The following is a 26,998-nucleotide window of genomic DNA, read 5'->3' on the forward strand; positions in this document are numbered from 1 at the left end:
TCCAAATCGCCTGCTCAGAAGGTGCGGCGCGGTTCTACCGCAGGGTCCGGATGACCTGGCCCGTCGCCAGGACACCGGCGGGGTCGTAGCGGTCGGCCAGGGCCGCCAACCAATGCAGCGTGTCCTCGCTGTACACCCGTAACGGCCGGGCGGGGTCATAGGAGGGCGCGAAGTTCGGCATCTGGCCGCCCGTCGACCACGGCTCGACCGAGGCGACCACCGCCGCCGCGTGCTCGACGACCATGGCGGCAATCTCGGGCGCAGGGACGCCGATGGTCACCAGTGAGAACGCCGCGTCGCGCCGGCAGAACGCGCTGCGGTGCCGCGGCTCGCGCGCCAGCGCGCCACCGAGCATCCGCAGCTCGACGATCGTCTGCGGCGACCCCGAACCCGGGCCCGCGACCGCCAGCAGCGCATCGACCGCCTCGGGCGGCAGCGCCGACAGCAGCGCCTGGTTCTCGCTGACCGGCATCGGATCCACCGGATCGGCGTGCACCGCCCCGATCGCCGCGTACGGCATCACGGCCACCGTGTCGAGCAGCGGAGTCGCCGCGGCCCGCATCGGCGCGAGCAGCCGCTCCCCCTCCGCGAGATCGCCGACCGCCGTGTACCGCAATGCCACCGTCATCGTGCCCGCAAGGGGCTCGGGCACGCCGGGCATCGGCGGCAGCTGCTGGATCGCGATCGACGTGTTCACCGTCTCGGGCAGTCCGGTACACCAACCGGCCCAGGCGTGCAGTACCGCGGCGGCGTCCTCGCCGGCGAAATACATGGCACCACCGTAGAATTCGGCGATCGGCAGCAGGTCGATCTCGACCGACGTCACGATCCCCAGCGTCGCCTTGCCGCCGCGCAGCCCCCAGAACAGGTCGGCGTTGCACTCCGGCGTCGCCTGCAGCAGCCGGCCATCTCCGGTCACCACTTCGAATCCCCGCACATGATCGGACGACGCACCGACCGTGCGCACCAGCGGACCGATTCCGCCACCGGTCAGAAAGCCCACGACGCCCACGCTCGGCGCTGAACCGCACAGCGGCGCAAGGCCGTGCGGCGTCGCGGCATCCAACACGTCCTGCCAGCGCGCACCGGCGTCGACGCGCGCGGTTCGATTGACGACATCCACAGCGCAGTGCTTCATCGCCGACGTCTGCACCATGATCGTGCCGGGCCCGACCTCGACAGCGCCGTGGCCGGTGGCTTGCACGGTGACCGTGAACCCGTGTGCCGCGGCGAACCTGACCGTGCCGGCGACGTCCTCCGGCGAGGTGGCCAGCACCACGGCCGCCGGTGTCACCGAGGCCGCCACATTCCAGGGCGCGCAGCGTTCGTAGCCCGGTTCACCGGGAAGCGCCACGTGCGTGGTGACCTGCGCGCGCAGCGCCTGTAGTGCGTCGTCGCGCGTCACATCGGTCGGGATGGTCATCGAGGTCCCCTCTCACAAGCTCTGTGCTCGCGAGAAGTATCACCAACCCTGCTTGGCAGCCGCTTGGCCAGCGTGCCAAGAAAAATCCAAGCCGCCGTTCCGGACTCTAGCAGCGCACTCGTCGCCAGCGAGCGCGCGCTGCGTGTACGCGTATGGCGGCGCGCCGACGTACAAACACGCGCGCTCGCGGGGAAAGAGGAGGGTCAGGCCATTTCGGGGACCCGCAGGTGCGCCAGGACCAGGTCGAACTCACATTCGTCGAGAATCTCGACCCCGGAATCGCGCACCGTCGTGGCCTTCATCGCGTCGGTGGCCGACTTGCTGCGCCTCAGCGCCTCCGGGGTGTCGAAAGTGGCCGTGGCGACCCCGAATCCCGAGTCGCGATCGACCAGCAGGCTGCAGCTGCAGAACCCGTCGAGTTCGGCCAGTGCGGGGACGGTAGCCAGCCGGTAGCCGTCGATGGCGCGATCGATGTGTTCCGCGTCGACGCGCGCCCACGTCACGCGAACACACGCCCCGGGCGTCGAGTGGTGCTCACGATGCACGGCGGCGATTTCCCATTCGTCGACGGTGGGACTACCGCCGAGGATCTGTGCGGCGCGGTCGCGCATCGCGTCGGCGTCCCGGCGGCTGGCGATCATCGCCTCCTCCGACTGCCATGCTGTCGTCACGATGCACCGCCCGGACAGACGGTCCACCAGCAGCGACAAGCCGACGTAGCCGTCCAGACCGGTGAGCGCGGGCCACACCGAGTCGTGGATGTAAGCGATCCCGGCGTCGATCGCCGAGGACCGCGCGTGAATGTGCGAACTCCGTGCATACATGGCTTGCCTCCATGGTCCGCGGCGGCGTCACGCCGGCGCCGCCGAACCCCTCCATCGTCCTCTCCCGGGTCGTCGAGGGCAATGGCGAGCGCAGGCGGCGCGGCGGCCCGGTGAACCTTCTGGGATCCGGAACCGTGTCTCTGTCGTAGGTCTGGTCGAGAGGGGTCGAGATGAACAAGAGTGGATCATTCTGGGCTGCCGTGTGTCTCGTTGCCACGGCGGCCACCGCGTGCGGCTGGGCGAGCACATCCGGGACCGCGGGCGCCGACGCGGCCACCGTCACGATCGCGAGCATGCACTACGGCCCACCCGTCACGGTGCCGCCGGGGGCCCGGATCGCCGTCACGAACAACGACTCGGTCGAGCATTCCGTCACCTCGGACGCCGCGAACGCGTTCACCGTCGACGTGGACGGCAACCAACAGGGTGCGTTCACCGCTCCCTCCGCACCGGGTGAGTACACCTTCCACTGCAAGTACCACCCCGCCATGCACGGGACGCTGATCGTCAAATAGCCGCCAAAGCCTCTGCCGCAGTGGCGACGCCGTCCATGCCTATCAGCCTGGCCTCAGCGGCCAGGGCGCGGGCGGCGGCCGCCCGCTCCATCGGCGACTCGGTCATCTCACAGTCGAGCAGCCGGCAGCGCAGCACCGTCGGCGCTCCCCCGGTGCGCTCGGCGAGGGCGCGCGCCATCGCCAGATCCTCACGCGCACGACCGAACTCGCCGAGCACCGCGTGAAGCCGGGCGGTGGCCAGCGCGACCGGACCGGCCAGGCCGACCTGGCCGATCACCGCGATGCGCTCGCGGTAGGGCGTCAACTCGGCCAGCAGCGGCTCGGCGTACGCGTCGAGTCGGTGTTCGGCCGCCAGATGCGCCAGCAGCGTCTGATGCCCCAGCGTGGTCCAGATGTGGCGACGGTCGGAGGTCTCGGCCCAGGCACGCAGCAAGTCGGCGGCCTCGGCTCGCGCGGCGGGCCCCGTCACCACCGTGAGCACCGCGGTCCGCACCACGCCGACCATCCCCTGACCGCCGGTCTCCTCACTGGCGCGCAGGCCCTCCCAGTGGGGATCGACCGGACCACCCCTCTCTCGCAGCAGCGACGCCGTCGCCAGCAGGCCGCTCCCGGCCTCGTAGAGCTCGGTCTGCTCGTGGACGTGCGCGGCGATCGCGTGATGGCGCTGCGCCTCGGCGAAGTCGCCGGTCCACATCGCCAGCACGGCCTCCATCCACCGCAACTGCGCCCGCAGCACGGGCAGCCGGAGATCCTCACTACCCGCGATACCGGCCCGTAGGTGGCGGCGCGCACCGGCGACGTCGCCGAGGTTCATCGCCGCCATCGTCGCGACCGAATGCGCGATCACGGCGTCCTCCCGAGAGCGGCTGTGCTGCAGCGTTTCCAACTGCGCCACCCAGGACAGCGTCTGCTCGCTGAGGCTGCACACACCCGAGTAGGTGATGAGCCGGCCGATCAGCACGTCGGCGAGCACATCGGCGTCCCCGGTCTGCGAGGCCATCCGCTGCGCCCGCCCGAGCAGGCCGGCGGCGACACCGGCGTCGGGGTGATAGCAGTGCCCGACGGCCAGCGCGGGCAGCACCCGCGCGGCCGCCGCCGGATCGTCCTCGGCCACCGTCGCCGCCCGCGACAGCAGGGACAGCAGCTCCCCGGGATCGTGTCCGGGCGCCAGCCACGGCCAGCCGCCGCTGGCCCGCAGCAGCGCGCTCGCCACCCGTCCCGCCGTCGCCGCCCGCCCGGTGCGCAACGCCTCCCCCAGATAGCGCTGCACACTGTCGAGCACCAGCTGTCCGCGGCCGGCACGGGAGTGTGCGTCGAGGAGTTCGACGGTCAGCGCGTCGCGCTCGGCGTCGTCGCGAGCCGACACCGGCAGTCGGTCATAGGCGTCCAGCGCCGCCTGCCACCACCGGGCCGCGATGTCCGAACTCCACTGCGCGGTAGCCTGTTCGGCCGCGAGCCGGCAGGCCCGTACGACGACGGCCGGCTCGACGAGGGGTTGTGCGGCGATCAGGTGCTGCGCGCGCCGCGTCGGCGCATCGGCTTCGACGCTGTCGGCGAGCACGTCGGCGATCTTGGCGTGCAGGCGTTGGCGCCGCAGCGCCGGCATGCCCGCCAGAAGCTGCTCCCGCAGCAGGCCGTGCGCGAACTCGTAACCGTCGGCGGTGTGGGCGGCGATCACGATGCGTTCGTCGGCGGCCTCGTCGAGGTAATCGGCCAGGGTGTCCAGATCCAATCGGGTGACTCGCGCGAGCAGCGGGACGGCGGACGCGTCGATCACGTCGCCGATCACCGCCGCGGTCCGCAGCACCTGCATCACGGCCGGGTCCAGCGCGGCGAGTCGACGCTCGAGCACCGAGCGCACCGCGCGCGGAATCTCGTTGGCGGCCCGCTCGGCTCGCGGCAAGCGCGCGTACTCGGAGACGAAGAACGGGTTGCCGCCGGTGCGGGCGGCCAGTTCGGCGGCCTCGTCGGCGGACACCGCGTCCTCGGCCACCTCGTTGGCCAGCGTCGCCACATCGTCCGACGACAGCGCGGGGACCGCGATGTGGCGGTTGGCGTCGCCACGCGCCACGGTGCTGAGCAGGCGCGACACCTCGGGGGTGTGCTCGCCGTCGCGCACCGTCACGATCACCAGCACACGGTGATCACGCAACGCGCTCGCGATGTAGGCCAGGCAGCTGGCCGAGGTGGTGTCCGACCACTGCACATCGTCGACCACGATGGCCAGCAGCCGCGGCGCCGACTCCAGCAGAGATTGAACACGTTCGTAGACAAGGAATCTCGCGGTGTCGGGATCGGCGTGCGGCGGCACCTCGAGCACCTCGTCGTGGTCGGCGCCCAACGCGCGCACCAGCTGTCGCATCGGCCACCACGGTGGGGTGGCCCGCTCGTCGGGGCAGTTCACCCACACCACGTCGCCGCCCTCGGCGGACACCAGCGCGGCGATCTCTTCGGCCAACCGCGTCTTGCCGATCCCTGGCGGACCCGAGAGCACCAACCACCGGGTCGCCCCTGCCGCCGCCCGTGCCAGCACCTCACCCGCGCGGGCCAGTTCGCGGGCCCGGCCCACCAACGGCGACCGCGGCGGGGGCGCCGCGCTGACCGCCCCGGTCGCGACCGGCCCCGGAACGGGAATGTTCGTCGCGCCGCTCCACTCCGGCGGACGGGGCCAGCCGGCCAACTCGGGCGCCTGCCGTAGCACCGCGGTCTGCAGATCTCGCAGTTCCGGTCCGGGCTCGAGCCCCAGTTCTGCGTCGAGGAGCCGCGCATGACGGCCATAGGCCTCCAGCGCCTCGGCCGCGCGACCGGCCCGGTACAGCGCCAGCATCTGCAATCGGCAGCCGCGGTCGGCGAACGGGTCGAGTGCACGCAACGCCGCCGCCTCGGTCAGTGCGGCGGTCACCTTGCCGAGCGCCAGCAGCGCGACGACCCGGTGCGCGAGGCATTCGACCCGCATCCCGGTGACCCTTGCCGCCTCGTCACGCACCCATGGCGCATCGGCCATGTCCTCCAAAAGATTTCCCCGAACCAACGCCAGAGCGGTGTCGGCCTCGGCGAGCGCCCCCTCCCACTCCTCGGCCTCGATCGCGGCCCCGGCGCGTAGGCACCCCGCCGTGAACGCCGTCAGGTCGACGCTGTCCGGGTCCGCGTCGAGGTAGTAGCCCGGCGGGCGGCGCACGATCGGCTGCGATACCGGGGAAGCCATCTGCGTCCCAACCGATCCGCGCAGCGCGCGCCGCAGGTTCGAGATGTAGGCCTGCAGACTCGCCGTCGCGCTGGCCGGTACGTCAGCGCCCCAGACCGCGTCGACCAGCCGATCCACCGACACGACCCGGCCCGCGGCCAGCAGCAGCACCGCCAACACCACCCGCTGCTTGGGCGGACCGAGGTCGACCGGGGTCTCCCCGTCGACCACCTGCAGCGGTCCGAGCAACCGATAGCGCACCGGCGGATCGTGTTACGACGCGGACTGGTATTCGCTCATGGCGTCGTCGAGGCGTTGCAGCGCCTCGCCGTACTGGGCGAAGTCGCCACTGCGCTGCGCCTCCCGCACCGCATCCAGTGCAGAGTTGATGTTCTGCAGCGCAGCGGTTTTGGCCGCCGACAGCTGGGACGGACCGGTCGGCGGGACCGCCACCGGCACCTCCGGGCGGGTCTGCGGAGGCTGACCCTGCTGGTTCGGCGGTGCCGCCGCGGGCTGCTGACCGGTGGCCGGCGGTCGCGACTGCGATTGGCCCGCAGGCACATCCGTCGGTGCCGGACCGGTCGCGGTGGCGTCCGCGCCCGCACCGAACAGATCCGTCAGCGCGTCACGCACCGTCGGCCCGTACCCGATCTTGTCGTTGTACATCATCGCCACCCGGATCAGGCGCGGGTAGGACGACGCCGCATCACTGGCACCCGGCGAGGCGTACACCGGCGCGACGTACAGCAGACCGCCCTGGCCCATCGGCAGCGTCAGCAGATTGCCCCAGCGGATCCGGTTCTGGTTGTCCCGGCCGATGACACCGAGATCCTGGCTGACCGCGGTGTCGGTGCTGATCGCGTTGAATGCCAGCTTGGGGCCGTTGACCTGGCCGGGGATCGTCAGCACCGTGATCTTGCCGTAGGTCTGCGGATCGGAGCTGGCACTGATGTAGGCGGCCAGGAAGTCGCGCCGGAACCGGTTCATCGCACTGGTCAGCTGGAACGACGTCGAATTGTCGTTCTCTGCCAGGTTTTTCGCGACGATGTAGTACGGCGGCTGGTAGCTGCTGGCTGTCGGGTTCGGATCCAGCGGCACGTCCCAGAAATCCGACGTCGAGAAGAACGTCACCGGATCGTCGACGTGGTACTTGGCCAGCAATGCGCGCTGCACCTTGAACAGGTCCTCCGGGTAGCGCAGATGCTCCTGCAACTCCGGGCTGATGTCGGCCTTGGGCTTGATGGTGCCCGGGAAAACCTTCTCCCACGCCTGCAGCACCGGATCCTGCTCGTCCTGCGCGTACAGCGTCACGGTGCCGTCGTAGGCGTCGACGGTGGCCTTCACCGAGTTACGGATGTAGGACACCTGCTTGTCGGGCAGCAGCCGGTTCATCGCCACCTCGTTGGAGTCCGTGGTGGCCGACGACAGCGACATCAGTTCCGAGTACGGATAGTTGTCCAGCGTGGTGTAGCCGTCGACGATCCACACCATCCGCTTGTTGACTATCGCCGGGTAGACGGCGGTGTCGGTGGTCAGCCACGGCGCCACGGCCTTCACGCGTTCCGCCGGATCCCGCTTGAACAGGATCTTGCTGTTGTTGTTGATCACGTTGGAGAACAGGAAGTTCCGCTCGGCGAACTTCGCGGCGAAGACGCTGCGGTTGAACCAGTTGCCCAGCGGCACCCCGCCTGCGCCCGTGTAGGTGTAGTTCTTCGTCTCGACGTTGTTCTCGTAGTCGTATTCGCGGTCGGCGCCGTTCTTGCCGACGATCGCGTAGTCGGCCGCCGTGGAGGCGATGACCGGGCCGAAGTAGATGCGCGGCTGGTCCAGCGGCGCCGGTCCGGGCGAGATGATGCTGCCGTTGGCGCCGACGACGCTGGCCAGGAACTCTGGATAGCCGCCGTTCTGGTTGGGGTCGTTGGCCACGCCGCGCACCGTGTTGGCCGGCGAGGCGATGAACCCGTTGCCGTGGGTGAACACGGTGTGCCGGTTGATCCAGTCCCGCTGGTTGTCGATCAGCCGGTCCGGGTTGAGCTCGCGCGCGGCCACCACGAAGTCGCGCAGGTTCCCGTCGGCGTCGGGATAGCGGTCCATGTTGAGCTGGTCGGAGAAGTAGTAGAAGTTCTTGCCCTGCTGGAACTGGGTGAACGCCGGGCTGACGATGTTGGGGTCGAGCACGCGGATGTTCGACGTGGTGGCCCGGTCGGCGGCCACCTGCTGCGCGCTCGCCGGCGCGTTGCCGGCGTAGTCCCGGTAGCTGACCTGTTCTTCGGTGAGCCCGTAGGCCTGTCGGGTCGCCGCGATGCTGCGGCTGATGTATTCGCTTTCCTTCTGGGCGGCGTTGGGCCGGACGCTGATCTGCTCGACCACCAGCGGCCAGCCGGCGCCGACCACCAGCGACGAGAGCAGCAGCAGGACCACGCCGATCGCCGGGATTCGCAAGTCGCGCAGGAAGATCGCCGAAAAAACCGCGGCGGCGCAGATCACCGCGATGGCCATCAGGATGAGCTTGGCGGGCAGCACCGCGTTGATGTCGGTGTAGCCCGCGCCGGTGAAGGGCTTACCGCCGCGGGTGTGGCTGAGCAGCTCGTAGCGGTCGAACCAGTACGCCACCGCCTTGAGCAGCATCAGGATGCCGACCAGGGTGATCAGCTGGATCCGGGCGGCCCGGCTCAGCGCACCGGTCCGGCCGGAGAGCCGGATGCCGCCGAACAGGTAGTGGCCCAACAGGTTCGCGACGAACGCCAGGAACGTGGCGACGAACAGATAGGACAGCACCAGCCGGTAGAACGGCAGATCGAACGCATAGAAGCCGAGATCGATGCCGAACTGCGGGTCGGCGACGCCGAAGCTGCCGCCGTGCAGGAACAGCTGCACCCGCTCCCAATAGCTCTGGGCGACGAATCCCGACAGCAGACCGATGAACGCAGGCACCCCGATGCCCACCAGCCGCAGCCGGGCCATCACGGCGGTGCGGTAGCGCGCGATCGGATCGTTCGGGCCCGCCGTCGGCACGAAGACCGGACGGGTGCGGTAGGCCAGGGCGAGCGCGGCGAACACGACGCCGCCGACCAAGAGGGTGACGACCAGGAAGATCACCAGCCGGGTGACGATCTGGGTGGTGAACACCGACCGGTAGCCGAGTTCGCCGAACCACAGCCAGTCGACGTAGGTGTCGACTATCCGGGGTCCGATCAGCAACAGCAGCACGACCGCCAGGGCGATCGCGATCAGAACCCGGCTTCGTCGCGTCAGCTTCGGCATTCTCGCCGCGGGCCGCATACCCACTCGATTACTCCACTCTCGGACATTCCCAGCAGTTGTTCAGTAACTGTACGCATCGGGCCTGCGGCGCCGGCTCAGCAGCGAGGAGGTTCGCCACCGGCGGAAAGCGTGCGCAGCCCGTCGATCGCGTGCTCGAGGGTGTCCACCTTGAGCAACTCGATGTCCTTCTCGTCGGCGGACTTGGCCTCGTCGCAGTTGTCGGCCGGCACCAGGAACACCGAGGCACCGGCTTCCTTGGCCGACACGATCTTGTGGGTGATGCCGCCGATCGAGCCGACCTCCCCGTCCGGGGTGATCGTGCCGGTGCCCGCGACGAACTTCGATCCGTTCAGGTCGCCGGTCGTCAGCTTGTCGACGACGGCGAGGCTGAACATCAGGCCGGCCGACGGGCCACCGATGTTGGCCAGGTTGAAGTCGATCGAGAACGGCGCCCACGGCGCGTCGAGCACATTGACCCCCAGCACGCCGTGCGGACGGTCCGGCCGCGAGCCCAGCGTGACCTGGGCGATGCCGGCCGGGGAGTTCTTGCGGCGGTAGTCGACGACGATCGTGTCGCCGGGTTTGGTGGTTTCCAGGAAGGCGCCGAACTGCTCGAGGTTCGCGACGGGCTTGTTGTTCACCGCGTCGATCGCGTCACCGGCCTGCAGCTTGCCTTTCGACGGGCCCTTCTCGTCGATGCTCTGCACGGTGATGGCGGTCGGATACTTCAGATAGGCCAGCGCGGCGTATTCCGCGCTGTCCTCGGACTGCTGGAAGTCCTTGGTGTTGGCCTCGTCGATCTCGTCACGGGACTTGTCCGGCGGATAGACGAGCTCACGCGGGATCAGCTGATCGCGGCCCGACGCCCAGAAGATCAACGCCTGACCCAGCGTCAGGCCGTCCATCTGCGACACCGTCGTCATGTTCAGGTGGCCGCTGGTGGGTTGCACATCGGTGCCCTCGATGTCGACGACCGGCTTGCCGTCGACGTCACCGAGGGTGTTGAAGGTCGGGCCGGGGCCCAACGCGACGTAGGGCACCGACACCGTGGTCGCGAGCACGCCGAAGACCAAGATCGGCACCAGCGCGACGATGAGGGTGGCAATCCTCCTGTTCACGCCGTTCACAGTAGAGGTCAACGGTCGGTTCACTCTCAGCGTGACCCGTCGGCCCGCACCGGCGCACCCTGGTGAGTACCGTTGGGGGCATGGCTGACGTGCCTTTTGGCTTCTCCGCGGGCGACGACCCGGAGCGCGACAAGCGCAAGGACCCCGATTCGGGGTCCGGCCCGGCCGACCCGTTCGGCGGCGCCTTCCCCGGCGGCCAGTTCGACATGTCGCAGCTCGGGCAGATCTTCTCCTCGCTCGGTGAGATGTTCAGCGGCACCGCCAAGGCCGGCGCCGGTGCCGGGCCGGTCAATTACGACTTCGCGCGCCAGCTGGCGTCGAACTCGATCGGCTTCGTCGCACCGGTGCCCGAGCAGACGGCGTCGGCGATCAGCGACGCGGTGCGACTGGCCGAGACCTGGCTCGACGGGGTGACCCCGCTGCCGGCCGGCACTACGCGGGCGGCGGCGTGGACGCCGACCGACTGGATCGACAACACGATGGACACCTGGAAACGGTTGTGCGACCCGGTGGCCGAGCAGATCTCCACGGTGTGGGCCCAGGCGCTGCCCGAAGAGGCCAAGGCGATGGCCGGTCCCCTGCTGGCGATGATGTCGCAGATGGGCGGCATGGCGTTCGGGTCCCAGCTGGGCCAGGCGCTGGGCACGCTGTCGCGAGAGGTGTTGACGTCCACCGACATCGGGCTGCCGTTGGGCCCCAAGGGAGTCGCGGCGCTGATGCCCGAGGCGATCGAGTCACTCGCGGAGGGACTCGAGCAGCCACGCAGCGAGGTCGTCACCTTCCTGGCGGCGCGCGAGGCCGCCCACCACCGGCTGTTCAGCCACGTGCCGTGGCTCGCCACCCAGCTGCTCAACGCGGTCGAGGCGTTCGCCAAGGGCACCAAGATCGACATGAGCGGCATCGAGGAGTTCGCCCGCGACTTCAACCCCGCGTCGCTGACCGACCCGTCGGAGATGGAGCAGCTGCTCAACCAGGGCATCTTCGAGCCGAAAGCCACCCCCGAGCAGACCGCCGCGCTGGAGCGGCTCGAGACGCTGCTCGCGCTGATCGAGGGCTGGGTGCAGACGGTGGTGTCCGACGCGCTGGGTGATCGGATTCCCGGGACGGCGGCGCTGTCGGAGATGCTGCGCCGGCGACGGGCCACCGGCGGGCCGGCCGAGCAGACGTTCGCCACCCTTGTCGGGCTCGAACTGCGGCCACGCAAGATGCGCGAGGCGGCCGCGCTGTGGGAGAAGCTGACCCAGGCCGTCGGCGCCGACGCCCGCGACGGCGTGTGGGGGCACCCCGACCTGCTGCCAAGCGCCTCGGATCTGGACGAGCCTGCCGGCTTCATCGACCGCATGATCGGCGGCGACACCACCACCACCGAGCTCGACAGCGCTATCGAGGCCGCGCTCAACGAGGGCGACGAGGGAACCGACCGACGCCCCTGAGGCCTGTGGATAACTCGGTCCGCGGTCGGTGCCGCATGACACTGTCGTCGCATGACCCGTTACGCCCTGGACTCGGCCACCCCGGTGCTGTCCCGCCCGGACGGCACGGTCCAGGTCGGCTGGGATCCCCGCCGCGCCGTGGTGGTCCATCCTCCGCCCGGGTTGGCCGCGCCGGTTCTGGCTGATCTGCTGCGGGCATTGCAATCCGCGGCGACGGTTCCGGAACTGCAGAGCCTGGCCGCCGGCCGCGGCGCCGACGCATCGGTTGTGACCGGGCTCGTCACCCACCTCGTCGACTCCGGAGTGGTCACCGCGGCGGCACCACCCCGCGATCGTGCGGCGGCAGTGCGGATCCACGGCGACGGCCCGCTGTCGGACCTGATCAGCTCCGCGCTGTCGGGCTCCGGCGCCCGGGTCAGCCACAGCAGCCGGGCGCACGCCTCGGCCGGCGGTGCGGATCTGGCCGTGCTCGCCGACTACCTGGTGGCCGACCCGCGCGTCGTCCGGGAGCTCCACGACGCGGGCGTGCCGCATCTGACCGTGCGGGTGCGCGACGGTGCCGGCCTGATCGGGCCGCTGGTGATCCCCGGAGTGACCAGCTGTCTGCGCTGCGCCGATCTGCACCGCAGCGACAAAGACCCCGCCTGGGCGGCGGTCGCCACCCAGCTCTGCCGCACGGTCGGCACCGCAGACCGCGCCACGGTGCTGGCCACCGCGGGCCTGGCGCTGCGTGAGATCAACCACGTCCTGCGCGCGCTGCGGGGTGACGATCACGGCTCGAGCTCGCCCTCGACACTGGACACCACCCTGGAATTCGACGTCAGCACCGGATCACTGACCGCCCGCCGGTGGTCGGCGCATCCGCAGTGCGCATGCTGACAGCAGTCGTTGCCAACTCGTTGGTGGAAGTTCAGCGCGGTCGTGGATGATGGAATCGTGAGTGACATCAAGCGGGGCCGAGCAGCGCGCAACGCCAAGCTGGCGTCGCTGCCCGTGGGCATGGCAGGACGTGCAGCGCTGGGCTTCGGCAAGCGGCTGACCGGCAAGTCCAAAGACGAAGTCAACGCCGAGCTGATGGACAAGGCCGCTCAGCAGCTGTTCACCGTTCTCGGCGAACTCAAGGGCGGCGCCATGAAGGTCGGCCAGGCCTTGTCGGTGATGGAAGCCGCGATCCCCGAGCAGTACGGCAAGCCCTACCGCGAAGCGCTCACCAAGCTGCAGCGCGAGGCGCCGCCGTTGCCTGCGGCCAAGGTGCACCGCGTGCTCGATCAGCAGCTGGGCACCAAGTGGCGCGACCGGTTCCAGTCGTTCGACGACAAGTCGGTGGCGTCGGCCAGCATCGGCCAGGTGCACAAGGCGGTGTGGGCCGACGGCCGTGTGGTCGCGGTCAAGATCCAGTACCCGGGCGCCGACGAGGCGCTGCGCGCCGACCTCAAGACCATGCAGCGCATGGTCAGCGTGCTCAAGCAACTGTCCCCCGGCGCCGACGTTCAGGGTGTGGTCAACGAGCTGATCGAGCGCACCGAGATGGAACTGGACTACCGGCTCGAAGCCGACAACCAGCGCGCGTTCGCGAAGGCGTACGCGGGTGACCCGCATTTCGTGGTGCCGCACGTGGTGGCCAGCGCGCCGAAGGTCGTCATCCAGGAGTGGATCGAAGGCATCCCGCTGTCGCAGATCATCCGCGAGGGCACGCAGGAGCAGAAGGATCTGATGGCCACCCGGCTGTTCGAGTTCTGCAACGACGCCCCGACCCGGCTGGAGATGGTGCACGGCGACGCGCATCCCGGCAACTTCATGCTGATGCCCGACGACAAGATGGGCGTCATCGACTTCGGGGCGGTGGCCCCGATGCCCGGCGGCTGGCCGGTGGAGCTCGGTCAGATCATGCGCTACGCCGTCGACAAGAACTACGACAAGCTTCTGCCGACGATGGAGAAGGCGGGGTTCATCCAGAAGGGCCAGCAGGTCTCCACCAGCGAGATCGACGACATGCTCAAGCAGTATGTCGATCCCCTCCAGGTGCCGGTGTTCCACTACACCCGAAAGTGGCTGCAGCGCATGACGACGCTGGAACTGGACAAGGCGGCCGGCCAGATCAAGGCCGCGCGCCAGATGGACATCCCGCCGAAGCTGGCGATCCCGATGCGGGTGATCGCGTCGATCGTGGCGATCTCCTGCCAGCTCGACGCGCACGTCCCCACCCGGCGCATCGCCGAGGAGACAGTTCCCGGCTTCGCCGACCCCGACGCCGCGGAGGCATCGGGGTCAGCCGAAAGCTAGGCTGCCACAGGGTCTTTCGCGTCCTTACGCGGCCGGCCCCTGGGCCGCTTGCGGGCGATGACGGTGCCCCGCTCGAAGATCTCGCCGCCCCACACGCCCCACGGCTCCTGCCGCTCCAACGCTGCGGTCAGGCACTCCCGCCGGAAAGGGCATTCGCCGCACAGGGCCTTGGCGCGCTCGAGGTCGCGCGGGTCCTCGGCGAACCACAGGTCGGGATCCTCGACATGACACGGCACCGACAGCTTCGATCTCTCACATGTCAGGGAAGACATGTCCGGTCCTCTGCTTCCTGGTCGTTTTGTCGTCTGGCTGAACTCTGTCGTGGATCGGTGACCAGGTCTTGTCTGACAAAGACGAAGGCCACGGATCCGTGGTTGCGGGTCCGTGGCCTTCGATGGCGGTGAGGGCTCTGGCTAGTGAGAGCCCCTCACGGACGCGGCAACCGTGCCGGCTGCGGCGGCGCGGCGCTTACGCGCGGCGGCAGCGGCGGGAATGGCGGTATGCACCTCGGTGAAGGCGTGCGGAGACCACGGCATGCCGGCTGCGGCTACGACGTAAAACGCGTGATTGCTGACCATGATCGCGGCATCCTCCTCTCGCACATGCACCTTCGTGTGTTGTTCTGAGGCTAGACGCTACCAGCGAAATCGCTCAACACAATTTTGACCTGCGCCTTTGGCGCGATCTTTACGACTTTTGGCGGTCTCTGACCAGCCCGAGCACGTCGGCGCCGAACTGCTCGAGCTTGCGTGCGCCGATGCCGGGGATCGCGACCAGCGCGGCATCGTCACCCGGAAGGGACTCCGCGATCGCGATCAGCGTGTTGTCGGTGAACACGACGTAGGCGGGCACGCTCATCTCCTTCGAGATGCGCAGCCGCCAGTCCTTCAGGTCGGCGAGCAGTTGTTCGTCGATGTCGGACGGGCACGTCTCGCACCGGCGAAGCATGATCGCCGCGGAAGCAGACAGCGGGGCGTTGCACACCCGGCACCGCGGGGCCGGGCCGCGGGGCTTGCGCGACCGGCTGGGCCCCTCGTCGCGTGCCGACTGCGGCGCGATGCCGTTGAGGAACCGCGACGGCCGTCGGCCCTGACGACCCCCGGGGTTCCGGGCCAGCGCCCAGCTGAGCGCCAAATGCACACGCGCCCTCGTGATTCCGACGTAGAACAGGCGCCGCTCCTCCTCGACCGGTTCGCTGTCGGGACCGTGGGACAGGGCATGGGAGATCGGCAGCGTGCCGTCGGCCAGACCGACGAGGAACACCGCGTCCCACTCCAGGCCCTTCGCGGCGTGCAGCGACGCGAGCGTGACACCCTGCACCACCGGCGGGTGGCGCGAGTCGGCCCGCTGCCGCAACTCGGTCAGCAGTGTGCGCAAGTCCAGCTGCGGGCGCTGGGCGACCTCGTCGTCGACGAGGTCGGCGAGGGCGGCCAGCGCCTCCCAGCGATCCCGGGCGCGGGTACCGGCCGGCGCCTCGGCGGTCAGGCCGAGCGGTTCGAGCGTCGCCCGCACCAACTCCGGCAGTGCCCCCTCGGTCTCCCGTTCGGCGGCGCGCTGCAGCGCCAGCAGGGCCTGCCGCACTTCCTGGCGACTGAAGAAGCCTTCGCCGCCGCGGACCTGGAAAGGGATACCGGCCTCGGTGAGCGCCTCCTCGTAAACCTCGGACTGCGCGTTGATGCGATACAGCACCGCGATCTCGGCGGGAGCGGTGCCGGCGTCGACGAGCTTGTTGACGTTGCGCGCGACCGCAGCGGCCTCGGCGACCTCGTCGGGATACTCGTTGAACGTCGGATTCGGCCCGGGCGGACGCTGCCCGACCAGATGCAGCCGACTGCCCGCCATCCGGCCGCGGGCCGCGGAGATGACCCGATTGGCCAGCGACACGACCTGCGGGGTGGACCGGTAGTCCCGCTCCAGCCGGACCACCGCGGCGTCGGGGAACCGGCGGGAGAAGTCGAGCAGATAGCGCGGCGAGGCGCCGGTGAACGAATAGATGGTCTGGTTGGCGTCGCCGACGACGGTCAGGTCGTCGCGGTTGCCGAGCCACGCGTCGAGCACCCGCTGCTGCAGCGGCGTCACGTCCTGGTACTCGTCGACGACGAAGCAGCGGTAGCGATCCCGGAACTCCTGGGCCACCGCGGCGTCGTTCTCGATGGCGGCGGCGGTGTGCAGCAGCAGGTCATCAAAGTCCAGGAGCATCAGATCGGCGCCGCGGGCCTTGAGCGCCTCGTATCCGGAGTAGACGGCCGCGACCTTCGCCGCGTCGAACGGGATGTCGCGCCCGGATTCGGCCACCGTCGCCGGATAGTCCTCAGGACTGATCAACGAGGCCTTGGCCCATTCGATCTCTCCCGCCAGGTCGCGCACGTTGTCGGTTCCGGTGGGAAGGCCGCTGCGGTTGGCAGCCTGGGCTACCACGGCGAACTTCGAGTCGAGCAGCTGCCAGTCGGTGGTGCCGACGACCCGCGGCCAGAAGTAGGCGAGCTGGCGACGCGCCGCGGCGTGGAACGTCTGCGCCTGCACCGATTCTGTGGAGGTGCCGACATCATCGCTGCTGAGCGCACGCAGCCGCGCCCGCATCTCCCCCGCGGCGCGCTGGGTGAACGTGACGGCCAGTACCTGACCAGGGGCGACGTGGCCTGCGGTCACCAGGTGCGCGATACGCCGGGTGATGGTGCGCGTCTTGCCCGTGCCGGCGCCCGCGAGCACGCACACCGGCCCGCGCGGGGCGAGGACGGCTTCGCGCTGCTCCTCGTCTAGGTCGCCCAGCAGCCGGTCACGCGAAGCCGTCGGGGACATGGCGACCATCATGTCAGCGCGGCCCGACAATCGCGGGCTGGGCCGGGGCATGTTCGCGGGGTCGACTACGTTGAAGTGCTTATGAGCGCTGACGACACTGCTGCAGTGACCATGTACACGACGTCGTGGTGTGGCTACTGCGTCCGCCTGAAGAAGGCACTGAAGAACGAGGGCATCACCTACACCGAGGTGAACATCGAAGATGACCCCACCGCGGCGGAGTTCGTCGGCTCGGTCAACGGTGGCAACCACGTCGTCCCGACGATCAAGTTCCCCGACGGCTCGACGCTGACCAACCCGAGCGGCGCCCAGGTCAAAGCCAAGCTCGCCAGCTGAGCGAAATCAGCCCGCGGCGGCCCAGGACTCGATGATCTCCCGGGCGATCGAGATCGACCCCGGCAGCAACAGCCGCGACCCGCTCTGCGAACTCCAGTCGCCCTGATCGAGGGCCTCACGGATCTCGGCACGGGTGAACCACGCCGCCTCGGCGATCTCGCCGTCGTTGAACGCGAACTCCTGCTCCGGGTCGCCGAGAGCATGGAACCCGACCATCAGCGACCGCGGGAACGGCCACGGCTGGGAGCCCAGGTACTCGACGTCGGTGACGTTCAGCCCGATCTCCTCGGCGATCTCGCGGACCACGCACGTTTCGAACGACTCACCGGCCTCGACGAAGCCGGCCAGGATCGAGAACAGCCGCGGCGGCCACACCGTCTGGCGGGCCAGCACCGCGCGGTCATGGCCGTCGTGGACCAGGCAGATCACCGCAGGGTCGATACGCGGGAACTCCTCCTGCCCGGTCACCGGATTGATCCGCGACCAACCCGCTTTGATGGGTTTGGTCGGTGTGCCGTCGACCGGGCTGAAGCGAGCATGGTCGTGCCAGTTGAGCAGCGCGGTCGCGGTGGCGACCAGCTGGGCGCTGACATCGTCGAAGACGTGACCGGTGCGGCGCAGATCGAGCACCTCGGTCTCGGCGTCCGGGTCGTCGGGCGGCTGCAGATCCGAGCGCACCGCCCACACGTGCCGCCCGTCCTGCAGGCGGCCGAGGAACACGGCGTTCTCCGGGGGCGCGTCACCGGCGTCGGCGGCTCGGTGCAGCACCGCGCGACCCTCGGCGATCAACACCTGGTTGCGGCGGTCCACCCGCAGCAACAGTGCGTCGGCCCAGCCGGTCACCGCCGCATCGACGTCGGTGCGCAGGGTGTCGGCGCGGTCGGCGCCGACGCGGGAGAGCAGAGGAACGTTGCGCAGCCGGAAGCCGGCGCTCATCTCGGCCGTCCCTGTGCGTCGAAACCGACGTAATGGTGTCGTTGTCTCGCATGTTCGCGCCCAAACGTCGGTTTGGGCGACAGGAAGCCGGCGCTCATCGTTCGGCATCCGCGGAACGGATGTAGAGAAGGCGGTCCCCCAGCTCGAGCGCGTCGACCTCGGGTTCGTCCACCCGGATCAGCTTTCCGTTGCGCACCACGCCGAGCACGATGTCGGCCTGGTGGCGCGGCGACCCGCCCGCCTCCTTCGGTGTCACCTCGCGCTCGGCGATCGCGAAACCGGCGTCCGGGGTGAGCAGATCCTCCATCACCTCGACCACGCTGGGCGTCTGGACCGCGATGCCCAGCAGCCGGCCGGCGGTCTCCGAGGTGACCACGGTGGAGTCGGCCCCGGACTGCTTGAGCAGGTGCTGGTTCTCCGCTTCGCGGACGGCGGCGATGATCTTGGCGTTGGGCGCCAGCTCGCGCGCGGTCAGCGTCACGAGCACCGCGGTGTCGTCCCGGTTGGTGGCGACGATGATCGATTTGGCGTGCTGGGCGCTGGCCAGCCGCAGCACCTCGGAGTCGGTGGCGCTGCCGCGCACCGTGACCAGGCCGGCACTCTTCGCGCGTTCCAGGGCTGCGACGTCCTCGTCCACCACTACGATGTCTGCGGGCGCGACCTCGTCGCCGACCATCGCCGCGGCGGCGGTGCGGCCCTTTGTGCCGTAGCCGACGATGATGATGTGGTTGCGCAACTTGTTCCTCCAGCGCTGGATTTGGTACACCTGGCGCGACTGCGTGGTGAGGGTCTCGACGGTGGTACCGATGAGCACGATCAGGAACGCGATCCGCAGCGGCGTGATCACCAGGACGTTGACCAACCGTGCGGACGGTGTGATCGGAGTGATGTCGCCGTAGCCCGTGGTGGACAGTGACACGGTCGCGTAGTAGAGGCAGTCCAGGAACGACAGTGGGTTGTCCTGCGTGTCCCGGTAGCCGTCACGGTCGAAATACACGATGAACACCGCAGCGAACAGCGCGGTCATCGCATAGATGACGCGAACAGTGATGCGCCGCGACGGACTGACCATCGTGGTGGGGATCTGCACCCTGTCGGTGAGCGCGTGCACCGGTAGGTCGGCCAGGGACTGGTCGAATCGGCGCAGCCGTCGGCGCAGAGCGCCCTCAGCCACGGGGGCCAGTCACGATGTGAGGCTGTCGCACCCGCACAATGTAATCATGACCTCCTCCCCGGCCGTACTGCAGCGGTTCAGCTCGTCATCGCGCGGCACCAAGATGGGCATCTGGCTGATCGGCATGGGGGTCCTGCACTTCGCGGCGCCGAAGCCGTTCGACTCGATCGTGCCCGAGGAACTTCCCGGCACCCAGCGCTTCTACACGCTGGCCTCCGGTGTCGCCGAGGTCGGTGTCGGCGCTCTGCTGGTCGCTCCGAAGACCCGCAGATTCGGCGCGCTCGCCGCGATCGCGCTGTTTCTCGGCGTGCTACCCGGCAACGTGAACATGGTGCGGTTGTGGAAGAACAAGCCGCTGGCGATGCGGTTGATCGCGATCGCGCGGCTTCCGATCCAGGTGCCGATGATCACGCAGGCGCTGAAGGTTTACCGCGAGAGCTGAGTTCATGCGGCATCACCGTCGACGGGCTCGGCGAGCAGGGCGGCCAGTTCGTCGGCATCGGGAAGCGCGGCGGGGATGACCGTGCGCCCCGAACGGACGTAGTGGAACGCCGCCCGCACCGACGACAGTGGGCAACCCTGCAGCCGGGCCCATGCCAGGCGATAGACAGCCAGCTGAACCGCGTTGTGCTGCAACTCCTCCGAGGTGGCCGGCGGCTCGCCGGTCTTCCAGTCCACCACTGTCACTCCGCCGCCGTCGTCGCCGAACACCGCGTCGATGCGGCCGCGGACGACGCGGCCGGCGATCATCATGTCGAAGGGGACCTCCACCTCCAGTGGGCTGCGCGCCGCCCAGCTCGACACCGCGAAGGCGGCCTGCAGTTCCTCGAGCTCGCCGCGGTCCTGCCGGTCGGCGTCGACAGCGCCGGGCAGATCGTCGAGGTCGAACAGCTTCTCCGCTTGGAAATAGCGCTGCACCCACTCGTGGAACGCGGTGCCCAGCAGCGCCTGTGCGTCGGGACGCCGAGGTAGCCGTCGATGGAGGCGCCGCGCCGCGGCGTCGGGGTCGCGCCCCAGTTCGACCATGGCGCTGACCGACAGCTGTACCGGCAGCGGCGGCGCGGGCCGGCGGGCCGCCCGTTCGCGCTCGACCAGCAGCGCGTCGACGTCGGAGACCCAGCCGTGCGGATCGTCGGCGACGACGGGGTCGGCGTCGCCGGCGATCGCGGCGGCCACCAGCGCGGCGCCGAGGTCGGCGCGGTCACGACGGCCCGCCAACGGGTCGACCGGCCACATCGCTTCGACCACGCGGCCGCGCAGAGGATTCGGCTCGCCGTCGGCGGGAGCTTCGGCCCATACGTCGACCGACCCGCACGGCGCACCCGCGGCCGCCGCGGTGTCGATGACCTCCTTGAGTTCGGTGAGGAACGTCGACGGTCCGCGGGGCTTGGACTCGGTGGCGCCCCAGTGGTGACCCGACACCAGCAGCGTGCGTTCGGCCCGCGTCAGCGCGACGTACAGCAGGCGGCGTTCCTCGTCGGTGCGGCGCTGATCCAGGCTGCGCTTGTGATCGGAGATGGCGTCCGAGAGTGACTTTCGGTCGTTTACCCGGGAGGTGTCCAGTACCGGAACGCCGTGTTCGGAGACGGTGGCGCAGTCACCGCGCAGCAGCGGCGGGAGATCGGCCGCATCGGTGAGCCAGGTTCGAGGCGAGGCCGTCGACGGGAACACCCGCCCGACGAGATGTGGGACGGCGACGATCTGCCACTCCAGTCCCTTGGCCGCATGCACGGTCAGGATCTGCACCCGGTCCTGCGCGACCGTGATCTCGGCGGGCGCGAGCCCGTTCTCGACCTGCTCGGCGGCGTCGAGGTACGCCAGCAGACCCGACACGGTCGCGCCGGAGCGGGCGGCGAAGTCGGCGACGACATCGCTGAAGGCGTCGAGATGCTCGGTGCCCGCCCAGCCCGCCGCCATCGGCCGAGCAGCCCTGACCTCGACGTCGATGCCGAGCATCCGCCGGACCTCGGCGATCAGATCGGGCAACTGACCGTCGAGGTGGGCGCGCAGGGCTGTCAATTCCCGGCCCAGTGCCACGATGCGGGCGTACCCGGCCGGTGAATAGGCTTCTGCTGCACCCGGATCGCACACAGCGTCGGCGAGGCAGGCGGTGTCGGCGTCGGGTCCGAGTTGGGCGACGATCTGATGGGTGCTTCCGCGCTCGGCGGCCGGTGCATCGACCAACGACACCGCGCGACGCCACAGCGCGGCGATATCGGCGGCACCGAGCCGCCACCGGGGGCCGGTGAGCACTCGCACCGCGGCCGCACCGGCAGTCGGGTCGGCGGCCAGCCGCAGCATCGCGACCACGTCGGCCACCTCGGGCACCGACAGCAGTCCGGCCAGCCCGACCACCTCGACGGGGATGCCGCGCCGGGTCAAGGCCTCGGCCATCGGGGCGGCATCAGCGTTGCGGCGCACCAGGACCGCGGCCGTCGGCGCCACCCCGTCGTCGGTCAGCCCGGCGCGGTACCGGGACGCCACCTGCTCGGCGACCCACTCCCGCTCGGCTTCCACGTCGGAGAGCAACGCGCACCGCACCTGCCCCGGGTGCGCATCGGGCCGGGGCAACAGCGACCGCACCGACACGGACCGGCGGCGCGCGTCCATCGACACCTCGTTGGCCAGGTGCAGCACCTCAGGCGGGTTACGCCAGCTGGTCCGCAATTCCAGTGTGGGCGCGGGGCTTCCGTCGGCGAGGGGAAAGTCGGTGGTGAACCGAGGCAGATTGGTGGCCGACGCGCCCCGCCACCCGTAGATCGACTGGATCGGATCACCGACGGCGGTCAACGCCAGACCGTCGTCGGCCCCGTTGCCGAACAGCGATGCCAGCGCCACCCGCTGCGCGTGCCCGGTGTCCTGGTACTCGTCGAGCAGCACCACCCGGTAACGCTGACGCAGATGCTCGCCCACTTGCGGGAACCGCGACGCGAGCTGGGCCGCGGCGGCCATCTGCATCCCGAAGTCGACGACGCGCTCCTCCCGCATGCGCCGATGCAGCGCGTCGATCAGCGGCACCAGGGCGGTGCGCTCGGTCTGCGTGGCGAGCATCCGCAGCAGCCACTGGCTGGGGCCGCGGTCGCGCTGGTAGGGGCCCGCGGGCAGCGTGTGCACCAGGCGTTCCAGTTCGATGTGCGTGTCACGCAGCTGGTCGGTGTCGACCAGATGCTCGGCGAGTTGACCGGCCAGCCGCAGCACCATCGCGGTGATCGCGGCGGGGGACTTGTCCGTGTCGAGCGCACCGGGGTGTTCGCAGACCACGCGAAACGCCAACTGCCACAACTCGGTTTCCCCGAGCAGGCGGACGTCGGGTTCGACCGGCAACAACAACCCGTGTTCGCGCAGCAGGGCCCCGGCGAACGCGTGGTAGGTGCTGACCGTGACCGGGTCGTCGGCCACGTCGGCCGCGCCGGGCACGACCAGCCCGGCGCCCGCCAACCGGGCCAGCCGCGCCCGCACCCGGCGCAGCAGTTGTCCCGCGGCCTTGCGGGTGAACGTCAGACCCAGCACTTCGCCCGGGCGGGCGAAGCCATTGGCGACCAGCCAGACCACGCGTGCGGCCATCGTCTCGGTCTTGCCCGCCCCGGCCCCGGCGATGACGACCAGCGGACCGGGAGGGGCGGCGATGACGGCAGCCTGCTCGTCGGTCGGTGCGAAAAGACCGAGCGCCCCGGCCAATTCGGTGGGACTGTACCGCGGTGTCGTCACACGTCACTCCTGGTCTGCTGGGCCGGGCACAGCGCGGCCACCGGGCAGTGCGCGCAGCCGTCGTTGACCCGGGCGAGGAAGCCGGGACCCTGGGTCGCCGCGGCAGCCTGGCGCACCTGGGCGCGCCACTGCTCGCGCCCGTCGGACGTCAGCGCGTCCTGCTCCCGTTCGGCCGCCGCACCGCCGCTGGTCTTCCCGAGATACACCAGCCGCCCACCGCCCGGCTCCGCGCCGTCGGTCAGGAGGCCCTCGGCAACGGCCAGCTGGTACATCGCCAGCTGCGCATGGTTCTGCGCGTCGTCCTTGGTGACCGGGCTCTTGCTGGTCTTGATGTCGACCACGACGAGCCGGCCTTCACTGTCGCGCTCGAGGCGATCGAGGCGACCTCGCACCCGCACCGCCGGGAGGTCCCCGTCGGCGGCGACGACCTCGCCGTCGACCTCCACTTCGGTGCCGACCTCGGTGAGGTGGTGGCGGCTGTCGGTGCGCCAGCGCGCGAACGTGCCGAGCATCTCCTGATGACGCTCCAACTCGTTGTCGGCGTGCCATCGGGCGTCGAAGGGCAGCGCTTCCCACACCCCGCCGAGCTCGCGGTGCAGGTGTTCTTCCGACGCGTTCGACTCGGACACCAGGGCGTGCACCAGTGATCCCAGCGCGGATCGGACGTCGCGCATCCTGCCGCCACCGTGCCGTTCCATCAGCCACCGCAGCGGGCAGTCCGACAGCATCTGCAGCGTCGACGGTGACAGGGTCACGGTGTGCCCGTCGCCGTCCCACAGCGGGGCGTCGCTGGAGACCTCCCGCATGCCGTACCACTGCGCCGGATCGGCTCCGTGCAGGCCCGCCTCGGCCAGGCGCGCCAATTGCGCTGCTGCGCAGGCCCTCTCGATGTCACTCACCGCATCGGGCGGGGAGCAGACCACCGACCGCAACCGTCCCACCACGGCGGCGGGGGCGAGCACCCGCGGCGCCTGGATCGGTACGTCGGGCTCGGCCACCGGTTCCGTCGACGTCGCGGCGAGCTCGTGGCAGAACGGCGACGGCAGCAGCGCGGCGTCGCCGCTGTCGCTGTCCACGGCGGTGACCAGCAGCCGGCTGCGCACGCGGCCCATCGCCGCGATGAGCAGCCGGCGCTCCTCTGCCAGGAGCGGCGCGCGGCCGGGCAGCACGCGCTCCCCCGGCTCGACGACCCCGTCGAGGATGTCGACCAGCTGCTGGGTCGCGAGCACCCCGCCCCGGGGTTGCACGTTGGGCCACAGCCCTTCCTGCACGCCCGCGATCACCACGAGGTCCCACTCGCGACCCAGCGCGGCGTGTGCACTGAGCACCGCGACCGCCTCGGACGCCGGGCCGTCGTCGCGGCGGACCGGCGGCAGCGTCAACGCGGCGACGTGGTCCACCAGGCCACGCAGGGATGCGCCCGCGGTCTGCTCGACGTGCTGCTCGACGACGTCGAACAGCGCGGTGACCGCGTCCAGATCGCGATCGGCCTGGGCGCCGGCCGGTCCGCCCCGCTCGCTGGCCGCCAGCCAGCGCCGCTGCAGACCCGAGCGGTTCCAGGCCTCCCACAACGTGTGCCGCGGGTCGCGCCCCTGCTCGGCGCTGCGCCGCGCCGCGGCCAGCACGGTGCGCACCCGCCGCAGGGCCCGCGCCAGCTCGTCCGGAATTCGCTGGAGGCCGGCGGCGTCGTCACCGCGCAGCGCCGCGACCAGCAGCTCGCCGAAGTCGCGCTCCGGGTCACCCGCGCCCCGTCGCAACGCACGCCGCAACTGGCGCAGCGACACCGGGTCGACGCGTCCGATCGGTCCGGTCACCAGCGCCAGCGCCCGCTCGCCGTCGAGACCCTCCGCCGTGGCTTCCAGCACCGTCAGCAGCGCCCGCACTGCCGGCATGTCGGCGAGCGCGACATCGCTCTGCGGAACTTCGACCGGCACCCCGGCGGCGCTGAGCGCGCGGCTCAGCGGCGCGCCCATCCGGGGCACCGAGCGGACGATCACCGCCATCTGTGACCACGGCACCTCGTCGACGAGGTGCGCCCGGCGCAGCGCGTCCGCGATGACCGCCGATTCCGCATGTGCGGACGCGGCGATCCGCACCGCGACCGACCCGGCGACGTCGATGCCGGTGAATTCCCTTGTGGCGTCGGCGCCGGGGAGCCTGCGGCCGACCGCCGCGATGGCGTCGGCCACCGGCCGCGCGCACCGGTGCGAACGGGTCAGCGTGATCAGCGGACCGTCACCGCGCAGCAACGCCGGATCGGCACCGCGGTACCCGAACACCGTCTGATGCGGGTCGCCGGCGATCACGGTCAGCTCGGCTCCTGCGGCGAGCACCTGCACCAGCCGCGCAGCCTGCGGGTCGAGGTGCTGGGCGTCATCGACGAGCAGCAGCGCCACCCGCGCCCGCTCGGCCGCCAGCAGGTCGGCGTCGGCGGCCAGCGCCTCCAAGGCGGCACCGACGAGTTCGGCGGCACCGAGCGCCGGCACCGTCGCCTGCGGCGCGGCCATACCCACGGCCGACCGCAGCAGCATGATCTGTTCGTAGGCCTGCGCGAAGCGACCGGCGGCCCGCCACTCGGGGCGGTCGGAGAGCCGCCCGATGCGTTGCAGCGCAACTGGATCGACGCCGCGCTCGCTGCACCGGGCCAACAGGTCCCGCAGTTCGGTGGCGAAGCCGACCGTGCTGAGCGCGGGCCGCAGCCGCTCCGGCCACCGCACCGGTGAGGCGTCGCCGTCCTCGAGATCCCCGGCGAGCAGCTCGCGGATGATCCCGTCCTGTTCGGCACCGGTGATCAGGCGTGGCGGCGGGCTGCCGGCGCGCTGCGCGGCCAGTCGCAGCACCGCGAACGCATACGAGTGGACCGTGCGCACCAGCGGCTCTCGCACCACCGTCTGCTCGCCGCTTGCGAGCATCGTCGCGGTGATCGCGGCGCGGGCCTGCGCGCGCAGCGTCGACGAACCCGTCAGCAGCAGAACCGATTCCGGATCCCGGCCGGCCGCCAGGTGCGCCGCCGCGGTCGCGATCAGCGTGCTGGTCTTGCCGGTGCCCGGGCCGCCGAGCAACCGCACCGTACCGCGCATCTCGGGACGGGCCAGGGCGTCGGTCGTCAGTTCGGTGTGCGGCGCGGACATGTTGGCACTACATCACGAGGGTCCGACAAGTGGCCTGCGGTGGTTTCTCGGACGGCAGCCTGGCAGCATCGACAGCTGTGACCGAGCTGTTGTGCACCTACCGATTCGGACCCCCGACCCCCGCGCGGGTGCTGGCCATCCACGGACTCACCGGACACGGCAAACGGTGGGAGAGCCTGTTCGACCGGCACCTGCCCGACGTCGCGGCGCTCGCGCCCGATCTGCTCGGCCACGGCCGGTCGTCGTGGGACGCGCCGTGGACGATCGAGGCGAACGTCAGCGCCCTGGCGGCTCTGCTCGACGCCGAAGGCGGCGATCCGGTGGTGGTGGCCGGGCATTCGTTCGGCGGAGCGGTCGCGCTGAATCTCGCCGCCGCACGGCCGGATCTGATCGCCGGCCTGGTGCTGCTCGACCCCGCGGTCGCTCTCGACGGCCGGTGGATGCGTGAGGTGGCCGATGACATGTACTCCTCGCCCGACTACACCGACCGCGCCGAGGCCCGCGAGGAGAAGACCAGCGGGTCGTGGGCAGAAGTGGACGAGACAGAGCTCGACCGCGAACTCGACGAACACCTCGTCGACCTGCCGAACGGGAGGGTCGGGTGGCGCGTCAGCATCCCCGCGATGCTCGCGTACTGGAGTGAGCTCACCCGGCCGGTGCCCGTCCCGCGCGACGGCACGCCGACCACGCTGGTGCGGGCCACACACACCGAACCGCCGTATGCCACCGACGAGTTGATCGGCGCGCTCGACGCCGGCCTCGGACCGAATCTGACCGTGCTGGAATGGGATTGCGACCACATGGTGCCGCTGGCCAAGCCCGCCGAGACGGCCGCGGTGATCAGGGACCGGCTCGGCTGAC

Annotated in this window: 18 protein-coding genes; 7 read left to right on the forward strand and 11 right to left on the reverse strand. The window is 70.3% G+C overall.

The features are described from left to right. Window positions 1–34: 34 nt before the first annotated feature. Together G6N45_RS24250 and G6N45_RS24255 are read right to left on the reverse strand one after the other, a co-directional pair. Window positions 35–1,423: an FAD-binding oxidoreductase gene (locus tag G6N45_RS24250; RefSeq protein WP_163725855.1), complete on the reverse strand. Its 1,389-nt coding sequence runs from the start codon at window positions 1,421–1,423 to the stop codon at window positions 35–37. A gap of 203 nt (window positions 1,424–1,626) precedes the next feature. After that, a complete protein-coding gene (locus G6N45_RS24255) occupies window positions 1,627–2,247 on the reverse strand; it encodes a hypothetical protein (RefSeq protein WP_163725858.1) in 621 nt (206 codons plus the stop codon). Window positions 2,248–2,447: 200 nt separating this feature from the next. Here G6N45_RS24255 and G6N45_RS24260 point away from each other — a divergent pair, with 200 nt between their 5' ends. Then, window positions 2,448–2,762, forward strand: coding sequence for a cupredoxin domain-containing protein (locus G6N45_RS24260; protein ID WP_246228781.1), 315 nt, complete (start codon window positions 2,448–2,450; stop codon window positions 2,760–2,762). Here G6N45_RS24260 and G6N45_RS24265 read toward each other — a convergent pair. The 3 genes from G6N45_RS24265 to G6N45_RS24275 form a co-directional block, all read right to left on the reverse strand. Then, complete coding sequence (locus tag G6N45_RS24265) at window positions 2,755–6,207, reverse strand: ATP-binding protein (protein WP_179965233.1); 3,453 nt, start codon at window positions 6,205–6,207, stop codon at window positions 2,755–2,757. The two genes, G6N45_RS24260 and G6N45_RS24265, sit on opposite strands and share 8 nt — an antisense overlap. A gap of 12 nt (window positions 6,208–6,219) precedes the next feature. Next, the gene (locus tag G6N45_RS24270) at window positions 6,220–9,234 is read right to left on the reverse strand and encodes a UPF0182 family protein (protein ID WP_163725863.1); all 3,015 of its coding nucleotides are present in this window, start codon (window positions 9,232–9,234) and stop codon (window positions 6,220–6,222) included. 71 nt (window positions 9,235–9,305) lie between these two features. After that, the gene (locus G6N45_RS24275) at window positions 9,306–10,328 is read right to left on the reverse strand and encodes a YlbL family protein (protein ID WP_163725866.1); all 1,023 of its coding nucleotides are present in this window, start codon (window positions 10,326–10,328) and stop codon (window positions 9,306–9,308) included. Between the two features lie 89 nt (window positions 10,329–10,417). Here G6N45_RS24275 and G6N45_RS24280 point away from each other — a divergent pair, with 89 nt between their 5' ends. The 3 genes from G6N45_RS24280 to G6N45_RS24290 are packed head-to-tail and all read left to right on the forward strand — an operon-like array spanning window position 10,418 to window position 14,053. Next, window positions 10,418–11,770, forward strand: coding sequence for a zinc-dependent metalloprotease (locus G6N45_RS24280; RefSeq protein ID WP_163725870.1), 1,353 nt, complete (start codon window positions 10,418–10,420; stop codon window positions 11,768–11,770). Window positions 11,771–11,821: 51 nt separating this feature from the next. Then, complete coding sequence (locus G6N45_RS24285) at window positions 11,822–12,649, forward strand: TOMM precursor leader peptide-binding protein (protein ID WP_163725873.1); 828 nt, start codon at window positions 11,822–11,824, stop codon at window positions 12,647–12,649. Between the two features lie 42 nt (window positions 12,650–12,691). Beyond that, window positions 12,692–14,053: a macrolide-binding ATPase MABP-1 gene (locus G6N45_RS24290; protein WP_163725876.1), complete on the forward strand. Its 1,362-nt coding sequence runs from the start codon at window positions 12,692–12,694 to the stop codon at window positions 14,051–14,053. Here G6N45_RS24290 and G6N45_RS24295 read toward each other — a convergent pair. Then, window positions 14,050–14,325 carry a WhiB family transcriptional regulator gene (locus G6N45_RS24295; RefSeq protein WP_057146693.1) on the reverse strand — a complete coding sequence of 92 codons (276 nt, stop codon included), beginning with the start codon at window positions 14,323–14,325 and terminating at the stop codon, window positions 14,050–14,052. The two genes, G6N45_RS24290 and G6N45_RS24295, sit on opposite strands and share 4 nt — an antisense overlap. A 415-nt stretch (window positions 14,326–14,740) precedes the next feature. After that, complete coding sequence (locus G6N45_RS24300; RefSeq protein WP_163729015.1) at window positions 14,741–16,864, reverse strand: ATP-dependent DNA helicase UvrD2; 2,124 nt, start codon at window positions 16,862–16,864, stop codon at window positions 14,741–14,743. Window positions 16,865–16,933: 69 nt separating this feature from the next. On the opposite strand from G6N45_RS24300, the gene mrx1 reads away from it, so the two are divergent. Continuing rightward, a complete protein-coding gene (mrx1, locus tag G6N45_RS24305; RefSeq protein ID WP_163725879.1) occupies window positions 16,934–17,188 on the forward strand; it encodes a mycoredoxin Mrx1 in 255 nt (84 codons plus the stop codon). Window positions 17,189–17,194: 6 nt separating this feature from the next. Here the strand turns inward: mrx1 and nudC are convergent, their stop codons facing one another. Both nudC and G6N45_RS24315 read right to left on the reverse strand, forming a co-directional pair. After that, window positions 17,195–18,124, reverse strand: a complete 930-nt coding sequence (nudC, locus tag G6N45_RS24310; protein ID WP_163725882.1) for an NAD(+) diphosphatase — start codon at window positions 18,122–18,124, stop codon at window positions 17,195–17,197. Window positions 18,125–18,218: 94 nt separating this feature from the next. Further along, window positions 18,219–19,298 (reverse strand): potassium channel family protein, encoded by a 1,080-nt coding sequence (locus tag G6N45_RS24315; protein WP_163725885.1) that lies wholly within the window; start codon window positions 19,296–19,298, stop codon window positions 18,219–18,221. Window positions 19,299–19,344: 46 nt separating this feature from the next. On the opposite strand from G6N45_RS24315, the gene G6N45_RS24320 reads away from it, so the two are divergent. Further along, on the forward strand, window positions 19,345–19,740 hold the full coding sequence (locus G6N45_RS24320) for a DoxX family protein (protein WP_163725888.1): 396 nt from the start codon (window positions 19,345–19,347) through the stop codon (window positions 19,738–19,740). 2 nt (window positions 19,741–19,742) lie between these two features. On the opposite strand, the gene G6N45_RS24325 is transcribed toward G6N45_RS24320, so the two are convergent. Continuing rightward, window positions 19,743–23,006 carry an ATP-dependent helicase gene (locus tag G6N45_RS24325; protein ID WP_163725891.1) on the reverse strand — a complete coding sequence of 1,088 codons (3,264 nt, stop codon included), beginning with the start codon at window positions 23,004–23,006 and terminating at the stop codon, window positions 19,743–19,745. Continuing rightward, window positions 23,003–26,137, reverse strand: a complete 3,135-nt coding sequence (locus tag G6N45_RS24330; RefSeq protein ID WP_163725894.1) for an ATP-dependent helicase — start codon at window positions 26,135–26,137, stop codon at window positions 23,003–23,005. The genes G6N45_RS24325 and G6N45_RS24330 overlap by 4 nt, the downstream gene beginning before the upstream one ends. 77 nt (window positions 26,138–26,214) lie before the next feature. Between G6N45_RS24330 and G6N45_RS24335 the strand changes: the two genes are divergently transcribed. Continuing rightward, window positions 26,215–26,997: an alpha/beta hydrolase gene (locus tag G6N45_RS24335; RefSeq protein ID WP_163725897.1), complete on the forward strand. Its 783-nt coding sequence runs from the start codon at window positions 26,215–26,217 to the stop codon at window positions 26,995–26,997. Window position 26,998: the final 1 nt, after the last annotated feature.

Origin of the sequence: Mycolicibacterium psychrotolerans (assembly GCF_010729305.1) — a bacterium.
Lineage (GTDB): Bacteria > Actinomycetota > Actinomycetes > Mycobacteriales > Mycobacteriaceae > Mycobacterium > Mycobacterium psychrotolerans.

Excerpts from the sequence above, each read along its gene's own strand:
- G6N45_RS24250 (WP_163725855.1), bottom strand. The coding sequence starts at position 1,423 with ATGACCATCCCGACCGATGTGACGCGCGACGACGCACTACAGGCGCTG.
- G6N45_RS24280 (WP_163725870.1), top strand. The coding sequence starts at position 10,418 with ATGGCTGACGTGCCTTTTGGCTTCTCCGCGGGCGACGACCCGGAGCGC.
- G6N45_RS24320 (WP_163725888.1), top strand. The coding sequence starts at position 19,345 with ATGACCTCCTCCCCGGCCGTACTGCAGCGGTTCAGCTCGTCATCGCGC.
- nudC (WP_163725882.1), bottom strand. The coding sequence starts at position 18,124 with ATGAGCGCCGGCTTCCGGCTGCGCAACGTTCCTCTGCTCTCCCGCGTC.
- G6N45_RS24255 (WP_163725858.1), bottom strand. The coding sequence starts at position 2,247 with ATGTATGCACGGAGTTCGCACATTCACGCGCGGTCCTCGGCGATCGAC.
- mrx1 (WP_163725879.1), top strand. The coding sequence starts at position 16,934 with ATGAGCGCTGACGACACTGCTGCAGTGACCATGTACACGACGTCGTGG.
- G6N45_RS24285 (WP_163725873.1), top strand. The coding sequence starts at position 11,822 with ATGACCCGTTACGCCCTGGACTCGGCCACCCCGGTGCTGTCCCGCCCG.
- G6N45_RS24295 (WP_057146693.1), bottom strand. The coding sequence starts at position 14,325 with ATGTCTTCCCTGACATGTGAGAGATCGAAGCTGTCGGTGCCGTGTCAT.
- G6N45_RS24300 (WP_163729015.1), bottom strand. The coding sequence starts at position 16,864 with ATGATGGTCGCCATGTCCCCGACGGCTTCGCGTGACCGGCTGCTGGGC.
- G6N45_RS24330 (WP_163725894.1), bottom strand. The coding sequence starts at position 26,137 with ATGTCCGCGCCGCACACCGAACTGACGACCGACGCCCTGGCCCGTCCC.